This is a genomic window from Allobosea sp. WAO, assembly GCF_001509835.1.
GTDB lineage: Bacteria > Pseudomonadota > Alphaproteobacteria > Rhizobiales > Beijerinckiaceae > Allobosea.
In genome coordinates this window covers 370473-387237 of sequence record NZ_JXTJ01000008.1, presented here as the reverse complement: position 1 = coordinate 387237, position 16765 = coordinate 370473, and the positions used below count along the sequence as shown (strand labels likewise).

Below are 16765 nucleotides of genomic sequence, written 5' to 3'. Positions count from 1 at the left end.
CATGACCGTGCCCGTCGCGACCGAGAGCGCGTACCTCCTCGACTTCTATGCGCGTTACCGCCGCGACCCGCTTTCGGTCCCGGCGGACTGGCGCATCCATTTCGAGGAGATGGAGCCGGAAAGAGCGGGCGGGCGCGGGAGCGGCGAAGCCCTCGGCCTGCGGCTGGTCGAAGCCTATCGCCTCTTCGGACATCGCGAAGCGGCGCTCGATCCGCTCGATCTTGCGGCGCGCACACCCGCCGTGCCACTCGAGCGCCTGCGCGCCGAGGTGGCGGCTCAGCCGGGCCTGACCACCCGCGTCACCCTCGCCGGCGAGACATGCGAAACCACACTCGCAAGCCTCGCCGGCGATTTGCAGCGCCTCTATGCCGGCAAGGTCGGGCTCGAGGCGCAGCAGGTCGAGGACGATGAGGCTCGCGACTGGCTCTACGGCGCCTTCGAAGCGCTGTTTGCGGCGCAGCCTCCGGTCGATCTCGCGAACCGCGCGCTCGACGCGATCGTGCTGGCCGATACGTTCGAGACCTTCATCAAGGTCAAGTTCCCGTCGAAGAAGCGCTTCGGCGTCGAGGGCGCCGAAGGCGCCATCGTCTTCCTGCGCGAATTGCTGCGCGAGGCCTGCCTCGCCGGCTTCGATGAAACCGTGATCGGCGGCATGCATCGCGGCCGCCTCGCGACGCTCGCCACCGTTCTCGGCAAGCCGGTCGGCACCTTGCTCGCCGAGATCAAGGGCCGGGACCTGACCGATGGCGGGCCCGACTTCACCGGCGACGTGCCCTACCATCTCGGCTATGCCGGCGAGGTCAGCCATGGCGGACGGCAGATGAAGCTGTCGATCTCGCCGCATCCCTCGCATCTGATGACCGTCGCGCCTGTGGTCACCGGGCTGGCGCGGGGCAAGCGCGGCAAGGTCGGCGACGATGTGCTTTGCCTGCTGCTCCATACCGACGCCGCCTTCTCGGGCCAGGGGCTGGTCGGCGAAGTGCTGCAGCTCGGCGCCCTCGCGGGCTACGAGGTCGGTGGCACGGTCCATCTCGTCGTCAACAACCAGATCGGCTTCACCACCAACGCCTCTGAAGGCCGGACGTCGCGCTATTGCACCGATATCGGCAAGATGGTCGGCGCGCCCGTTCTGCATGTGAACGGCGATGATCCGGTTGCCGTCGCACGGGTCGCCGCGCTCGCTCTGGCCTGGCGCAGGCGTTACCGCCGCGACGTGCTGATCGACCTCGTCTGCTATCGCCGCAACGGCCATAACGAACTCGACGAGCCGCGCTTCACCCAGCCGAAGATCTGGGCCGCCATCGACGCCCGCCCCTCATTGCGCGACAGCTTCACCGAGGTGGTCGCCGGCCTCGATGCCGCGGCGCCGGATCGGGTCGCTGGGCTCGCGGAAGCCTTCAGGGCGGAGATGCAGGACGGCTATGCCGCCATCGAGAGCCTGCGCCCGAATGCCTCCTCAGTGCGGCCCGAGGGTTGGGCGGGGATCGCGCGGGCGGGCGCGGCTGAGATGCTGGTCCGCATCGAAACGGGCGTACCGATCGAGCGCCTGCGCGCGATCGGCCGTGAGGCCAGCCTGATTCCGGATGAGCTCAAGCCCCACGCCAAGGTCGCGCAGTTCTACCGCACGCGCCTCGAGACGATCGAGACCGGAGGCGACATCAATTTCGCGACCGCCGAGGCACTCGCCTTCGCCTCGCTGCTGTCGGAAGGCGTGCCGGTGCGGCTATCCGGCCAGGATTGCGCCCGCGGCACCTTCACCCAGCGCCATCTCGGCGTGCACGATGTCGAGACCGGCCGGCATCTCATGCCCGTGGCGGGCCTTGCCTCCGGCGGCGCCGGTTTCGAGGCGGTGAACAGCCCACTTTCCGAATATGGCGTGCTCGGCTTCGAATATGGCTACAGCCTCGCCGACCCGAATCGGTTGGTCCTCTGGGAGGCGCAGTTCGGCGACTTCCTGAACGGTGCCCAGATCATGGTCGACCAGTTCGTCGTTTCGGCGGAAGCGAAATGGGAGCTGATGTCTGGCCTCGCTATCCTGTTGCCGCATGGGCTGGAAGGCCAGGGGCCCGACCATTCCTCGGCCCGGATCGAGCGCCTGCTGCAGCTCTGCGCCGGCGGCAACATGATCGTCGCCAATCCCTCGACGCCTGCCAATCTGTTCCATCTATTGCGGCGCCAGGTGAAAGCGCCTTGGCGCAAGCCGCTCTTCGTGATCGCGCCGAAGGCACTGCTGCGGCAGAAGGCCTGCGTCTCGGCGCTGGAGGAGATGGCGGCCGGCACCGCCTTCCGCCCGGTCGTTTTCGAGAAGGCCGCAAATCCGGCACGGCGCGTCGTGCTCTGCTCAGGCAAAATCGGCTACGAACTCGCGGCCGCCCGCGGCGGGCTCGGGCTGGAGGACGAGATCGCGATCGTCAGGCTTGATCAGCTCTACCCCTTCCCGGCCGAGGAACTGGCCGGGGCCCTGTCCCAGCATGGCGACGCACAGCTCGTCTGGTGCCAGGAAGAGCCGGAGAATCAGGGCGCGCTCGCCCATGTCGCGCAGCAGTTCCGGCACGACCCACGCTTTGGCGACCGCGCACTGGCGATCGTCGCCAGGCCGCCTTTGCCGGTCGCGGCAGGAGGCTCGATCGAGCGTCATGAAGGCGAGCAGGCCGCCCTGATCTCGCGCGCGCTTGACCTGACGGGAGGCAATGCCTGAAGTGGTACACGGCGCGTATGCGCCCCCCGCTTTTTTCCTTTTGTCGCCGGCTGGGGCCCGCCCCGGCGCATCACAAGGCCCGACAACGCTTCCATGCCCTCCTTTGAGCCTGTTCGCGCCATTACGCGCGGCCTGACGGTCCTTCGCCTCGTCAGCGAGCAGAGCCCTATCACCGCGACCGATCTGGCGCGGGCCGCCAAGCTGCCGCAGCCGACGGTGGTGCGGATCCTGGAGACGCTGATCGAGGCGGGCTATGTCTATCGCCGCACGGATGGCGTCACCTTCGGCGTGACCGCACGGACCAAGCTGCTGAGCAACGGCTATGACGGCACTTCGCGACTGCTCCAGCTCGCCGAGCCGCTGATCGAGAATCTGCGGGCCGAGATCGGCTGGCCTTCCAATCTGGCGACGCTGGAGGACGATGCGATGGTCATCGTCTACACCAACCGCAACGCCAAGGGGCTTTCCATTCCCGGTCGCCTCGGCGCACGCATCCCGCTGCTCGCGACTGGCGTCGGCATCATGCAGCTCGCCGGGCTGGCGCCGGACGCGCTGCAAGCCCAGCTCGAACGCCTGCGTCAGTCAAAGGAGATCTGGGACGCCTCGCCCGAACTCTGGGAGGGGCTCGACGAGCGGCTCGCCACGGCCCGGCAGAACGGCTACGCCTTCGCGCATGAGCGCTATCTCGATGCGGTCTACCAATCGCAGATCTGGGCCGTGGCCGTGCCGATCATCGTGGACGGACAGACGGTGGCGGCCCTGAGCAGCCTCGTCCTGCGCGGTGCCGGGCCGCGCCAGCGCCTGCTCGACGGCATTCTGCCGGCCCTGCGCCGCACCTCCGCGACGATCGCCTCGCAGCTCGCCGCGGAAGCTTGAAATCCTATCGGGCGCGGTTGCCCCGGTTGTAATCCTGCTGTCGCCGTAGCTGAGGCTGCCCGCAAGATTTGGCTTGTCCCACGGAAGATCGCCCGCGCGCTTTTTCCGTGCGCCGAGCCGACAGAGGGATGGATCAGCAACTGCCCTACGGCATTCGAGCGGAGAGCCCGCAGGCAACGTCGCCCGACCTCAGACGGCTCACCGCATGGCCGGCTGCCGCGCTCCGCAGCCTCCGGCCTCCCTCACCCCGAGAACGGCAGGCTTGGGTCGCGATCTGCCCTCCGACCGCTCAGCAGGGAATGTCTGCTTCCGGATACAAACCCAAGGTCGGCTCTTGGCGCTCTGCGGCTCAGCTATCGGGAGGGCTCTCCGCCCAGTTGCCCACGGCGGCATCATCCTCGAACACCGGAAGGTTCAGGGTCCAGCGAGAAATAGTCCGCATATCATTCAGCCCAGCGAAAACATTGGCAAAGCTGCCGTCCGGCACGGTCTCGCGCAAAGTGGCATCGAGTTCCTCGCCGAAGCCGCGAAATCCTTCTGCGACCACCTCGCTGAGGTGGATCTGGTTCCAGCTCGCGCCAAGCGAAGGATCCTGGAACAAGACTGCGGCCGTCTCCATCGACCTGAACGTCCCCAGCTGATCCGAGGCGACGAGCTTCGCCGCCGCAGGTCCGATATAGCGGCGCATGATATCCCGGTAATCCGCCAGCCGGGATGGGTGCACGTCGAGGTACTCGATCGAGGGCCTGCGGTTCGGGCGATGCGACGAGCCCGACCAGTTTGTGGGAACCACGAAAGACGCCGGCGTCGTGAGCAGGATTTCGGCGCGCAGAAGCATCACGCTCGGAACTGGAGGCGACCGGACGAGCCGATCGATCACATCGCCTGGGATGATTTCCCGGAAGTAGGTGAACTCGACATGGCTCCAGACGGCGGCATCGGATTGCCCTCTGAAGATCGAGTCGTGACGGTACAGACCCCGGCCAAGGCAAGTGCTGCCGAGCTGGCGCCACTCGCTGGCTTCCTGTTCGAGGGCGCGCCTCGCTTGCTCCGATTTCGCATCGAGAATCCGAGCCAGCACGACCAGACGATCGCCGGGCTCGATCGCGATGATCCGCGCATCCTTGTCTGCCATCGGGGAATACATGCTCCCGTCAATCGTCCGCAGTTGCGCTGGAAACGGCGCCACTCGGGAGTTACGGCGCAATTGAATAGCGACCCAAATGGAATGCCCGCTCTGAGGCAGCTCGCATGGTTCTGCAATTGGCGCGGCGCGACGGATTTGCCTGCACCAGCTAGGAGGCCGGAGGAAAAAGCTCGACGTGTGTTTCGCCGGTTCGACCGAGATAGACGACGCGGCGCCCGAGGAACGAGACGAGGTAGCCGGCGCAGCCGGCGCGTTTCACGTTTCGGCTGAACGCATCGTAGCTGTAGTCCTCCGCCTGAGATTGAGCCCATCGGATCTGGGCAGTGACAGCTGCCTGGTCGAAGCTCTCGGCAACCGAGGTCGTATTCACTTGCGCCACCAGCGTGATGCACTCGCCGTCCGGCATGTAATAAGTCGTCGTCCCACCGCGATAATCGACCATATAGCCTTCGAAACCGGCTGAGATTAGGTTCCCGCAGATTTCGGGGAAGCTCAAGGTGCCTTCGTGAGAGGCCTGAAGATTGGCCTTGGCGATCTCAACTTGCTGCGCCTGCATGATACGGTCCTTTCTAAATTTCTGGCTCTATGGCTGGTCATTCGGTTGGCGGTTGGTTCAACGACCGATCGCGAGCAATCTTGCGCAGCAGCTGCTCCATCGCCCCGCGCTCCGCGGCCGACAAGGAACCGAAAAAGTCGGCGTCGTTCGCGTCGGCAAGTGCCGCGAGCCGCGGGACCAGGCTGCGGGCCGAAGTGCTAAGCAAGAGACGTTGACCGCGGCCGCCTGCTCCATCGCCGCTGCGAAGCACGAGCTCTTTCGCGACAAGACGATCGCCCAATTTGCTGATGGCTCCGCGCGTCATGCCCATGCGGGCGGCAAGAGCCGAAGGAGAAATCGCCTCCACATCATAGAGCATGCGGAGAAACACCCATTCGGCGACGGTGACGCCTTCGGCTTCGACTTTACGGGCGAAGCTGTAAGACACCGCATTCGACACCATCCTCAGCCAGTATCCGAGGTGGGACTGCAGATCGGCGGGGATGCCAGACATCAAGGATTCCATTGTATGTTGACTAGGAAACTCGCATGCGTATGTTTCCTAGTCAATCGTTGGCGTAGCCGTTTCCTTCTGTTCGAAAGCGTACTCGCCTGGAAAGGCGACGTTGCGTCATCATAGGCGGCAGGCTGAAACCCGCGGGGACACAATGGCCAATATGTTTCGCAGCGAGATGCATAGCGATTTCGTCTGGGCTCACGGATACATTCCCTATGGCGGAGCGGATCTCGGTGAGATCCGCGCAGTCGCCGAAGCGGTGGCGGATGGGGGCGATGACGCGTTCCACGATGCCTGGGTCGCTGCCGGCGCGCGGATGGCGGCGCAGGCTGACGCGCTGCTCGCGAAGGGACACGCGACGAGCGCGCGGGAGTCCTATCTGAGGGCCAGCGTGTTCTACGCATCCTCGTTTCGCCCGCTATATGGAACGCCGGTGGATCCTCGCCTGCTTTCTGCATTTCGGCTGGAGACGGCAGCATTCGACAAGGCCCTCTCCCTCGGAGAGCACCCGACGGCACCTATCGCCATCCCATTCGGCGAAGCTTCGTTGCCCGGCTATTTCATCGCTGCCGAGGGCGGCGAAAACGACATCCGACCGCTCATCATCTTCACCAACGGCTACGACGGGACGATCGTCGATACCTATTTCGCATGCGCGGTGGCCGCTTCCCGCCGCGGCTACCACAGCCTGCTCTTTGACGGTCCCGGTCAGGGCGCCCTGCTTTACGAGCGCGGAACGGCACTGCGACCCGACTGGGAGGTCGTCATCAAAGCGGTCGTCGACTTCGCTGAGGGATTGCCCCTCGTGGATGCCAAGCGCATCGCACTGTCGGGCTGGAGTCTCGGAGGCTATCTCGCTCCCCGGGCGGCATCTGGTGAGCCGCGCATCTCAGCGCTGATTGCTGATCCCGGCCTCTGGAGCATCGCGGACGGCTTTCGCGATATCGTTGTACGCACCCTCGGCGTTTCGCCAGAGGCTGCGGCTAATCTGGGTGAACTCGATGAAGCGACAATGCAAAAGATCGACGCCACCATCCGCAAGAGCCCCTTGATCAGGTGGAAGGTGATGGACCGAGGCTTCTGGACCCACGGCGTGGACAATCTGCGGGACTACTTTGCCTCGGCTGAGCTGTTCACGATGACGGGGCGGGCCGAAGCCATCTCTTGCCCGACGCTCATCACTCAGGCTGAGAATGATGTCCTCGGTAACGGCGCCGGCGCCTTCTTCGATGCGCTGACATGTCCCAAGATCCTGCTGCGCTTCTCTGCGACCGAGGGCGCCGATCGGCATTGCGAGATGGGGAACCGCTCGTTGCTGAACAGGCGCGTCCTGGATTGGCTCGACGAACAGTTCGGCCTGCAACGCTAGCCCGTCGTTGTCGCCGCCGAGCGATGCTGCGCTCATTGAAGTGGTCATTGGCGTCCGCTTTCAGGCAGAGCTGGAAGGTCAGCTAGTGGCGCGTTTCAGCAGCGCCGTCTGCGCGCGTTCGGCTTGCTCGCGGTTGAGCATGTGCAATTCGAACTCAGCGTTGGAGGGAGGCGACGAACGGACGGCTCTGATGCACTCGAGCGGAAAGATATGCAGAAGAGCGAGATGGATCGCACAGGTTAGAATTCATCTAAATATCTGGTATTGCAAGAGAATTTCTCTTGCTTTATGGCCTTGTGGCGAACCAAGTGGCAAACTGTAACGCGCCACGGATGTCCCGTTGCCTGGTCGCCGCACGGCATTTTGCGCCATCCTCGCGGCTGTTGAGGAAGTCTGGATGCTCGGGAACCTCGTTCACGATCTGCAGCGCTCGGAGGAAGGCCGGCTCCGCCGGTTCTTCCTACGCCGCTTCCGCAACGCTGCCGATGCCGCCGATGCTACGCAGGAGACCTTTCTGCGCCTGCTCTCCTCCGCGCCGGACGGCCCGATCGAGAATCCGCGCGCCTATCTTCGCCGAACCGCTGGCAACATCGCATACGATGAACAGCAGCGCCGGTACCGCAGAGCCCAGGTCGAATGCCCGATCACCGATGAGCAGGCGGTCCTCAACATCGCTTCGGACGCGCCTTCGCCGGAAACGCAGGTCATCGACCGGCAGCGCGTGGCAGTGTTCGAGCAGGCGCTGCTCGGGCTGCCGGAACGCGCACGAACAGTGCTGCTACTGAACCGGAACGAAGGCTGGACCTATCCGGCGATCGCTCAGCATCTCGGCGTTTCCGCCAACACCGTATACAACGATGCCAAGCTGGCCATGGCGCATTGTGTTGGTGCGATGACGCGGTTTGAACGCGATTGAGCACCTGCCTGGGCGTCGAGATTTCAACGCTCTGGTGTCTCGCCACTTCCCGTCGTCCATTCTTTTTGTGAGACGGAAGCCTATCCAGAGTCATAAGGGTTGGAATTCCAAACGCCGAACGAGCGACCCAGGTGCAGCAGGACAGAACTGGCGAACAGGCTGCGACCGCGACGGAGGACCAGTTCGCCGTGGAGGCGCTCGACTGGTTTGTGCGGTTGCAAGCGGAAGCAGGAAATCCAGCCACGGCTCGCGGATTCCGTGACTGGCTGGATGGCGACCCGGGGCGAGAACGAGCCTTCGCGAAGGTGACGTCGGTCTGGGGCGCTCCTGAGTTTCTGGCCGCCTCACGCAACGTGGCAGATGCCGCCAGCCGCGTCGCGGACGAACGCAGACAGCGGCGCAGATCGCGCGCCAAGCAGGGAGCGATGGTGGCGTCGCTAATGATGCTCGCTTTCGGCGCGGCGCATTTGTCCGACTTCTCGGTGTGGCTGCGTGCGGACTACGTCACTGCCGTCGGCGAGCGTCGGGAAATTCCCCTGTCCGATGGCTCGACGGTGACGCTCAATACCGGATCTGCGGTTGCGCTGAACTTCGAGCAGGGCGGGCGTGGCGTAACGTTGCTGCAGGGAGAGGCCTTCTTCGACGTTGCGCGGGATACGGCGCGGCCCTTCAAAGTGTCTGGCCGGTTCGGGCGGGTGGCGGTGAAGGGAACCGCATTTTCGGTCCGCTTCGATCCGCAGGCCGACACCATCGTGCTGAGTCGCGGCGAGGTCGCCGTTTCGCGGCTGTCCCGGCCAGAAGATGCGACCAGCCTCAAGCCGGGCGATGCCGTCAGCGTCACGGCCAGCGCGCTAATGCCGGTCAGGCATGTCGAGCCGGCCCGGTCGCTGGAATGGCTGGAAGGCCGGATCAGCTTCTCCGAGCGCCCGTTCGGCGAAGTGCTGGATGATCTGAGGCGCTATTATTCAGGGCGCGTCTTCCTCGCGAATGGCAGGCTGGCACGGGTCGCGGTCAGCGGCAGCTACCGGCTCGACGAGCCGGAAATCGCGATCCGCTCGCTCGCCGAGGCTGCCGGCGCCGTCGCGACTGTCCTGCCGGGCGGCATCGTCATTCTGCGCTGACCATACTTTTTTTGTGAGATCGGGCGGTCCCGTCTGTCTTGAGAAGTGGCGGCACGGATATCGCGCGACGCGATGTCCCGGCCCCGCTGAATGGACAGGGACTTGGGCATGACGATGGGGGTGGGGAACCGCGCTGGAAACGGCGCTGCGGCAATGCGGCCTGACCGGAAGCTGGCCATTCGCTTCTTGACGGGCACGGTTCTCGGCTGTGCAGGCCTTGGTGTCCCGACCGCCGCGCTGGCTCAGCAGGCGCCCCCGCCAGTCGCTGCGCAAGGCCGCGTCGTCGCCTTCTCGATCCCGGCCCAGCCGATGCCCGCCGCCATCGACGCGTTCATCCGCCAGAGCGGCTGGCAGGTCGGCTATTCCTCGCGCATTGCGGACGGACTGCGCTCGACGGCTGTGGCGGGTGCGCTCGCTCCGGCCCAGGCGCTGCGTACGATCCTGGCTGGCAGTGGCATCAATGTGCGCATCACCGGTGCCAACACCGCGACGCTGGTCGCAAACAGCGTGACCACCGGCGCCCTGCCGGACGGAGCGATTTCGCTGGAGACGATCAATGTCAGCGGCGATGCGCAAAATCCGTTCGGCCATGTCGACGGTTATGTGGCGACGCGCAGTTCCAGCGGCACCAAGACGGATACCCCGCTGATCCGGACGCCGCAGACCGTCAATATCGTCACCAGCGACCAGATCAGGGATCAGGGCGCTCAGACCCTTGGCGACGCCGTCCAGTACACGCCCGGCGTGATCGTGCAGGAAGGCTTCAACAGGACCGACGACCCGTTCATCCTGCGCGGCTTCGACGTGCGAACCAATCCCGGCGTGATGTACCGCGACGGCCTCAAGGTCCCGCTGCCGCACTACAGCGTCGCCGCCGAACCGTTCGGCATCGAGCGTGTCGAAATCTTCAAGGGGCCGGCCTCGGTCCTCTTCGGTCAGGCAGCCCCTGGAGGTGTCGTCAACACCATCACCAAGCGCCCAACGGGCACGCGGTTCGGGGAGGTGAACCTCACCTACGGTTCCCAGGAGCGCAAGCAGGCGAGCTTCGATGTAGGCGGCCCGCTGGATCCGGCCGGGACCTGGAAGTACCGGGTCACGGGCCTCGCTCGTGACAGCGGCACGATGATCGATTTCGTGCCGGACGACCGCTATTATGTGGCGCCGGCCCTGACATGGTCCCCCAACGCCGACACGGAGCTGACACTGCTGGCCAGCCATATGGTCAACAAGACCATCAACAATGCCGGATATCCCTTCTCCGGCACCGTCGCGCCAAACCCGAACGGCAGGATCGGGACCAATCTGTTCACTGGCGAACCGGGCTGGAGCAAATGGGACCAGAGCGTCTCGACGATCGGCTATCAGTTCTCGCACCGCTTCAATGATGTCTTCCAGTTCCGGCAGAACGTGCTGGCCGGCACTTCGAAGACGAAGATCAACCATGCTTACACCTGGAGCTGGGTGCCCGGCAGCAACCAGTCCTTGCTGGAGCGCGGCGCCTATAACCGCACCGACGACGCCTGGGGCGTCAGCGTCGACAACCAACTTCAGGCGAAATTCAACACGGGCCCGGTGGCCCACAGCGTCCTGGTCGGCCTCGACTACACCAAAGCGTCGCTCGAGCGGCTGCAGTTCGCAGGCTACAATAATCTAAGGCCGCTCAACCCATTCGCACCGGTCTATGGCTCGGCCGTCGTCATTCCGACCAGGCCAGACACGCATACGCTGGAGCGGCGCGACCAGATCGGCCTTTACGCGCAGGATCAGATCACCATCGACGAGAAATGGGTGCTTCTGCTCGGAGGCCGCTACGACATGGCCAGAGCGGACACGACCAACCGCCTGACGGGCCTCGTCACGAAGACCGATGACAACGCCTTTACCGGGCGCGTCGGCCTCGTCTACCTCTTCGATAACGGCCTTGCGCCCTATGTCAGTTATTCGACATCGTTCCAGCCGCAATCGGGAACGACCTCTCCGGCGCGTGGCACCCGCCCCTTCGAACCGACCACTGGCCAGCAATGGGAGGCCGGCGTCAAATACCAGCCCCTCGGCTGGAATGGCATGCTCACCGCCTCGGTCTTCGAGATCACTCGCCAGAACGTGCCCACCGTCGATCCGAACAACCCTTCCTTCAACATCCAGGAGGGCGAGATCCGGGCACGAGGCGTTGAGCTTTCTGCGGTCGCGCATCTGACCGAGAGCCTGAAGGTCGTCGGCGCGTACACCTATACTGACGCCGAAGTGACCAGGAGCAACGGAGCCGACCGCGGCAGGACACCTGCCGCAGTGCCGCGCAATGCGGCCGCGCTTTGGCTGGACTACGCTTTCAGGACCGGGCTCCTGCAGGGGCTGAAGATCGGTGGCGGGGTGCGCTACATCGGCAAGACGCTCGATACGACAAATGCTTACGAAGTGCCGGCCTACACGCTGGCCGACGCAACAATCGAATACGATTTCGGCGCGCGGAATCCGGCTCTTCGGGGTGTTTCGCTCGCAGTCACGGCCAAGAATCTCTTTGACCGGAAGTATGTTTCCTCCTGCACCTATGCCTGCTTCTACGGCGATCGGCGATCGGTCTACGGGACTCTAAGCTACAAATGGTGAGCCTCAGCCTGGACCCGTTCGTGTAGAGTCGAGCGATGGAAACCGCCGTGAGGCAGGTGCTCTCGGCAGGCTCTTCCGGCCTGACACGCCGGGCGTTCGCGGCGCTGGCTTTGGCCGGGGCCGCGCTGCCCGCTGATACCGCGCGGGCGGACGCGGCGCGCCGGGTTCGCATCGCCGCCCTCGATTGGTCCGGTGCCGAAGCATTGCTTGCTTTGGGCGTCGCCCCCGTCGCGGTTGCCGACAGCGCTGGGTATCGCCGGCAGTTCGCGCACGCGCCGCTGCCGAGCTCCGCCGCCGATCTCGGCGGGCGCTGGCAGCCAAATCTCGAACTGCTGGCAAGCCTCAAGCCAGACTTGCTGATCGTCTCGTCGGAGCGAGGTCCGGACGAAGCCTTGGAGCTGCGGATCGCTCCCCGATTGGCGATGTCACTCCATGGGACGGGCCTATCACCACTCGCAGCCGCCGAGGCTGCGCTGCGCCGCGTCGCCTCCGCCGTCCGGCGGGAAGCGGCCGCCGAAGCTGTGATCGTAGAGGCTGCGAGGGTCTTCGATGGGATAGCAAAAAGCCTTGCCGCTTCGATCCGCCCGGGGCTGATCGTGGCCGTTCTGGAGCCGGATGGCCGTCATGTCACGGTGCACGCGAAAGGCGGCCTGATCGGCGAGACCATGGAACGCTGCGGAATTCGCAACGCTTGGACCAGGCCGACGGCTTCGATCTGGGGATTTTCGAGAATCGGCATCGAACGGCTTGCGGAAGCGCCGGAGGCGCGGATCGTCTTCGTCGATCAGGGGCCGCGCACCAGGCGAGCGCTGCGATTGCTTGCGGCGAGCACGCTTTGGCAAAGCCTGCCGCAGGTCGCGGCCGGCCGTGTGGCGCGTATTCCGGACCTTTTTCCTTTCGGTGGGCTTCCGACGGCCGTGCGCCTGGCGCGCGAGCTCGACAGCATCGTTGCGCGTGGAGTTGTCCATGCGGGCTGAGATCGATAGTGGCTCATGGCTGGCTGCACCATCTTCCGGCGGCATCCTGCCGCTCATGGGGCTTGCAGCCGCATGCCTCGCGCTCGTTGGTCTTTGGGGAGAGTTGCAGCCGTCGCAATGGATGATGGGCTTGTTCGCGCCGGAGGCGAGCGATCCCCGCCAGATGGCGTTCCATCACGCGCTGCTGCCGCGGATCTTCATTGCGCCCATTGCAGGCGCGATCCTAGGCCTCGCGGGAGTCATCCTCCAGCAGGTGCTTCGCAATCCGCTGGCCGACCCGACGACGCTCGGCATTTCTGCCGGCGCGCATGGGGCGCTGGTCGCGGCAACGCTCTTTGCGCCGATGCTGCTCGACTTTGGACGGGAAACCATCGCCCTGTGCGGCGGCATCGTGGCAATGGCCTGCGTCTTCGCAGCGGCTGGCGGCCGCCGCTTCTCGCCGCTTTCCGTCATCCTGGCAGGTCTGCTCGTGTCGCTGTTCTTCGGTGCCGGAGCATCGGCGCTGGTGGTGCTCAACCATGACTATCTGACCGAGCTGTTCATCTGGCAGAGCGGGTCGCTGCTCCAAAGCGGCTGGGGCAATACCGCGAAGCTGGCTATCGTGCTGATAGCAGGCGCTGCCGCCACGGCTTTGCTGGCAAGGGTATTGTCGGTTCTCGACATCGAGGAAAGCGGCGCCAGGAGCCTCGGGGTGCCGCTCGCGGCGGTCCAAGGCGCCGCATTGCTGCTCGCCTTGCTACTTTCGACCGCCGTCGTCGCGAGCCTGGGCGTGCTGGGCTTTGTCGGACTGGCCGCTCCTGCACTCGCCAGGAGGTCGGGCGCTCGGACGTTTCAGCAAAGGCTGGTCCGTTCACCGCTCTACGGCGCGGCGATACTGTCGTTGACTGATCAGATCGCGCAGATCCTGCCTCTGGCACAGGAGATTCCTACCGGCGTTGCCACGGCGGTGATGGGCGCGCTGCTGCTTCTTGGACTGTCTGGTCGCGCCTCGGCGAAGGCCGACCTACCGGCGCCGCCGCCAGTCCACTTTGACGCAGGGCATAGGTCGGCCTTCCTCGCTTGTCTTATCGGCATCATTCTCGCCGCCGTCCTGGGCGCGATCTTCATGGGGCGCGACCACGGCGGCTGGCACTGGAGCTCGATCCAGGAACTTTCCGCGTTGTGGTTATGGCGAGTGCCCAGGATTGCAGCCTCCTTCGCCGCCGGCAGCATGCTGGGAGTGGCCGGCGTGCTGATGCAACGGCTGACCGGCAATCCGATGGCCGCGCCGGAGATTCTGGGCATCTCGGCCGGCGCGTCGATTGGATTGATCGTCCTGTTGCTCATCGCGCCCGCCGTCGATGCGGGATGGACCATCCTTGCAGCGAGCATGGGCGGAACACTGGCGCTCGCCGGCGTCCTGCTCGTCGGTATGCGGTCTTCCTTCGCCCCTCAGCGCCTTGTCCTAACCGGCGTCTCCATTGCGACCCTGTGCTCGGGGCTCGCGGCGCTCGCCATGACCAGCGGCGATCCCCGGCTCGGGGGCCTTGTGTCCTGGATGGCTGGCTCGACCCACCGGGTGACGCCATCGGGTGCCGCGCTGGCGCTGACGCTGGCCGCGATCCTGCTGCTCGTCGCGCCGCTGACGGCCCGCTGGCTCGATATCCTGCCTTTGGGAAGCGGTATCGCGAGAGGGCTCGGCCTTGGTCTCGGCAAGAGCCGCCTGTCGGTGCTGCTCATCGCAGCGATTGCCACCACAGGCGCGACGCTCATCGTGGGCCCGCTCACCTTCATTGGCCTGATGGCCCCTCATCTGGGGAGATTGCTCGGCTTTCGCCGTGTCATGCCGCAGCTGATCGCAACCAGCTTGATCGGCGGTGCCCTGATGGTGCTGGCCGACTGGATCGCCCGCATCGTGATCTTTCCCTGGCAGCTTCCGACCGGGATCGTGGCGACGCTTCTCGCCGGTCCGTTCGTGCTGAACCTGCTGCGAAGGGCACGCCGATGATCGCGGGAGCACACGGGCCGCAGCAAAACCCGAGTCTCGCTACGGCCCGCAGGCTGGACGAGGTGCTGATTGGAGACTTGTCTTGGTACCAAGGGAAGGTGCTGCCCGACTACGGTGGAGATGAGGTGTCTCGGGCTGTGGACCTGGCCGATCTGCCGACGCTCGCCGACGTCATCGATCGGTTCGCAAGCCGATATCCGGGCTGCGATAGGCGGACGGTCGCCTCGCTCTGGTCGCAGCTGTATTTCGCCTTCGTCGTGCCCCCCGTGATCGCTTCGCAGTTGGTGCCGGGGCCAGTGATCAATTCTTCGCTCGACGCTATGGGGCTGCGCCTCGCCGATGACGGGGCGCCCGTAGGGCTGGCCTGTACGCTGGCTGCGATCACACCAGTTGCCAAGGGCCAAGGAAACGAGATTGCCGGTTTCGTCTGCGGGCATCTTGCGATCATGGTTCGGGCGATTTCCGGCGTGACCGACCTCGCGCCAAAACTGCTCTGGCAGAACGCCGCCGGTTACCTGGCCTGGGCCGTCGGAGCCGTCGCCGGTGATCCCTGCAGGTCGCGAGAGGCCGCGTTGCACCTTGCGGCAGATGTGCTCGCGGATGGCACTCGCAACCCGATCCGCAGCTTCGTCACCCTGCGGAGCGAGGATCGAAAGCTCTTCCCGAAGCGTCGAATCTGCTGCCTTCGCAGCGGACTTCCGGGCCGTTCGAGCTGCGCGGACTGCCCGGCACGGCGGCCGCTCGCGACGGTACTGGCTCCTCGGCCTTTGGCGGAAACGACGCCTCAGCCAGACGCGCCTATCGCGCCGCTTTCATCCTAGAGCGTTCCGAATGCAGTCCTTGCGTCCCCTCTCTGCCGCCGATCCTGCAAGCGACGTCGCTCCACTGTTCGAGCTCGACGGGCTGGGTTTCTCCGTTCCCGGCCGAACTCTTCTCGGGTCATTATCGCTGACGCTGCCGGCGCGTCGCTGCGTCGGAGTGATTGGGCACAATGGCTCGGGTAAATCGACATTGCTCAAGATCCTTGCCCGTCAGCAGCCGGCGAGCGCCGGCACCGTTCGGTTCGAGGGCAAGGCACTTGGCGACTGGAGCGACCGGGGGTTCGCCCGCAAGGTTGCCTACCTGCCGCAACAGCCGCCGCCGGCTACGGGCATGCTGGTTCGGGAACTGGTCGCCCTCGGCCGCTATCCCTGGCACGGCGCCCTCGGGCGTTTGCGGCAGGGGGATCGCGACAAGGTGGCGGAGGCGATGGCGCTGACCGATGTCGAGCGTTTCGCCGATCGTCTGGTGGACACGCTTTCCGGCGGCGAGCGCCAGCGCGTCTGGCTCGCCATGCTTGTCGCCCAGGACACCGGATGCCTGCTGCTCGACGAACCGATTTCGGCGCTCGATCTCTCCCACCAACTCGAAACGCTCGGATTGGTGCAACGCCTCTCGCGCGAGCGCGGGCTCAGCGTCGTCGCGGTCCTGCACGACGTCAACATGGCAGCACGCTTCTGCGACGAGATCATCGCACTGCATTCCGGGGATGTGATTACGCGAGGCGCGGTCGCCGCAATCATGACGCGCGACGAATTGCTCCGGATCTACGGGGTCGAGATGGAGATACTGGCTCACCCGAGGAATGGTCAGCGGCTGGCATTTGCCCGCTGAGAGCTTCTTCAGAAAGCCAGCCCGTTCGCCTGTTTCCCAATCTCCAGGGTTCGCCGAACGGCCATCCTTTTCGCTAGACGACTGGCACTTGAAGGTGGCTCTCGCTTCTTGTCACGTCCGCTTTCCGGCAGAACCTCAAAGTCCGCTCTTGGCGCATGGCCGACGAGTAGCTGAAACTCCGATCGCAACGGCCCGGCTTGGGGGATGTTGTCGGTCGCCGAATCTTCTTCGCCCAGTCTCCGCGCTCCGGTCAGAAAACTTGGCCGTCTCCTGGCACGCAGACATCGAGCTCCCCAGGATCGTCGACGTATTAATTAGCATACCTTATGAAGCCTATTGAATCCAGATGGCTAATCGAAGAG

13 protein-coding genes are annotated in these 16765 nt (G+C 65.0%); 10 read left to right on the top strand and 3 right to left on the bottom strand.

Annotated features, from left to right (window positions below; translation table 11 throughout):
* The first annotated feature begins 1 nt into the window (after nt 1).
* Together DK26_RS16710 and DK26_RS16705 are read left to right on the top strand one after the other, a co-directional pair.
* Nucleotides 2-2698 (top strand): 2-oxoglutarate dehydrogenase E1 component, encoded by a 2697-nt coding sequence (locus tag DK26_RS16710; protein WP_066474802.1) that lies wholly within the window; start codon nt 2-4, stop codon nt 2696-2698.
* Nucleotides 2699-2791: 93 nt separating this feature from the next.
* Complete coding sequence (locus tag DK26_RS16705) at nt 2792-3574, top strand: helix-turn-helix domain-containing protein (RefSeq protein ID WP_066474800.1); 783 nt, start codon at nt 2792-2794, stop codon at nt 3572-3574.
* Between the two features lie 349 nt (nt 3575-3923).
* Here DK26_RS16705 and DK26_RS16700 read toward each other — a convergent pair whose 3' ends face one another.
* From DK26_RS16700 to DK26_RS16690, 3 genes are all read right to left on the bottom strand, one after another.
* Nucleotides 3924-4709 carry a hypothetical protein gene (locus tag DK26_RS16700; RefSeq protein ID WP_066474797.1) on the bottom strand — a complete coding sequence of 262 codons (786 nt, stop codon included), beginning with the start codon at nt 4707-4709 and terminating at the stop codon, nt 3924-3926.
* Between the two features lie 160 nt (nt 4710-4869).
* Nucleotides 4870-5277, bottom strand: coding sequence for a DUF1398 family protein (locus DK26_RS16695; protein ID WP_066474795.1), 408 nt, complete (start codon nt 5275-5277; stop codon nt 4870-4872).
* A gap of 37 nt (nt 5278-5314) precedes the next feature.
* Entirely contained in the window at nt 5315-5770 is a 456-nt protein-coding gene (locus DK26_RS16690; protein WP_066475553.1) for a MarR family transcriptional regulator, read from the bottom strand.
* A 154-nt stretch (nt 5771-5924) separates the two neighbouring features.
* Here DK26_RS16690 and DK26_RS16685 point away from each other — a divergent pair, with 154 nt between their 5' ends.
* From DK26_RS16685 to DK26_RS16650, 8 genes are all read left to right on the top strand, one after another.
* Nucleotides 5925-7142 carry an alpha/beta fold hydrolase gene (locus tag DK26_RS16685; protein ID WP_066474794.1) on the top strand — a complete coding sequence of 406 codons (1218 nt, stop codon included), beginning with the start codon at nt 5925-5927 and terminating at the stop codon, nt 7140-7142.
* A 397-nt stretch (nt 7143-7539) separates the two neighbouring features.
* The gene (locus tag DK26_RS16680) at nt 7540-8058 is read left to right on the top strand and encodes a sigma-70 family RNA polymerase sigma factor (protein ID WP_066474792.1); all 519 of its coding nucleotides are present in this window, start codon (nt 7540-7542) and stop codon (nt 8056-8058) included.
* 131 nt (nt 8059-8189) lie between these two features.
* On the top strand, nt 8190-9179 hold the full coding sequence (locus DK26_RS16675) for a FecR domain-containing protein (RefSeq protein ID WP_066474791.1): 990 nt from the start codon (nt 8190-8192) through the stop codon (nt 9177-9179).
* A gap of 186 nt (nt 9180-9365) precedes the next feature.
* On the top strand, nt 9366-11786 hold the full coding sequence (locus DK26_RS16670; protein ID WP_198162352.1) for a TonB-dependent siderophore receptor: 2421 nt from the start codon (nt 9366-9368) through the stop codon (nt 11784-11786).
* A 35-nt stretch (nt 11787-11821) separates the two neighbouring features.
* Entirely contained in the window at nt 11822-12763 is a 942-nt protein-coding gene (locus DK26_RS16665; RefSeq protein ID WP_066474784.1) for an ABC transporter substrate-binding protein, read from the top strand.
* Nucleotides 12753-14750 carry a Fe(3+)-hydroxamate ABC transporter permease FhuB gene (fhuB, locus tag DK26_RS16660; RefSeq protein WP_083533277.1) on the top strand — a complete coding sequence of 666 codons (1998 nt, stop codon included), beginning with the start codon at nt 12753-12755 and terminating at the stop codon, nt 14748-14750. Before DK26_RS16665 ends, fhuB begins: the two co-directional genes overlap by 11 nt.
* Nucleotides 14747-15571 carry a siderophore-iron reductase FhuF gene (fhuF, locus tag DK26_RS16655; RefSeq protein WP_066474779.1) on the top strand — a complete coding sequence of 275 codons (825 nt, stop codon included), beginning with the start codon at nt 14747-14749 and terminating at the stop codon, nt 15569-15571. The genes fhuB and fhuF overlap by 4 nt, the downstream gene beginning before the upstream one ends.
* A gap of 10 nt (nt 15572-15581) precedes the next feature.
* Nucleotides 15582-16403, top strand: a complete 822-nt coding sequence (locus DK26_RS16650; protein WP_066474777.1) for an ATP-binding cassette domain-containing protein — start codon at nt 15582-15584, stop codon at nt 16401-16403.
* Nucleotides 16404-16765 lie beyond the last annotated feature (362 nt).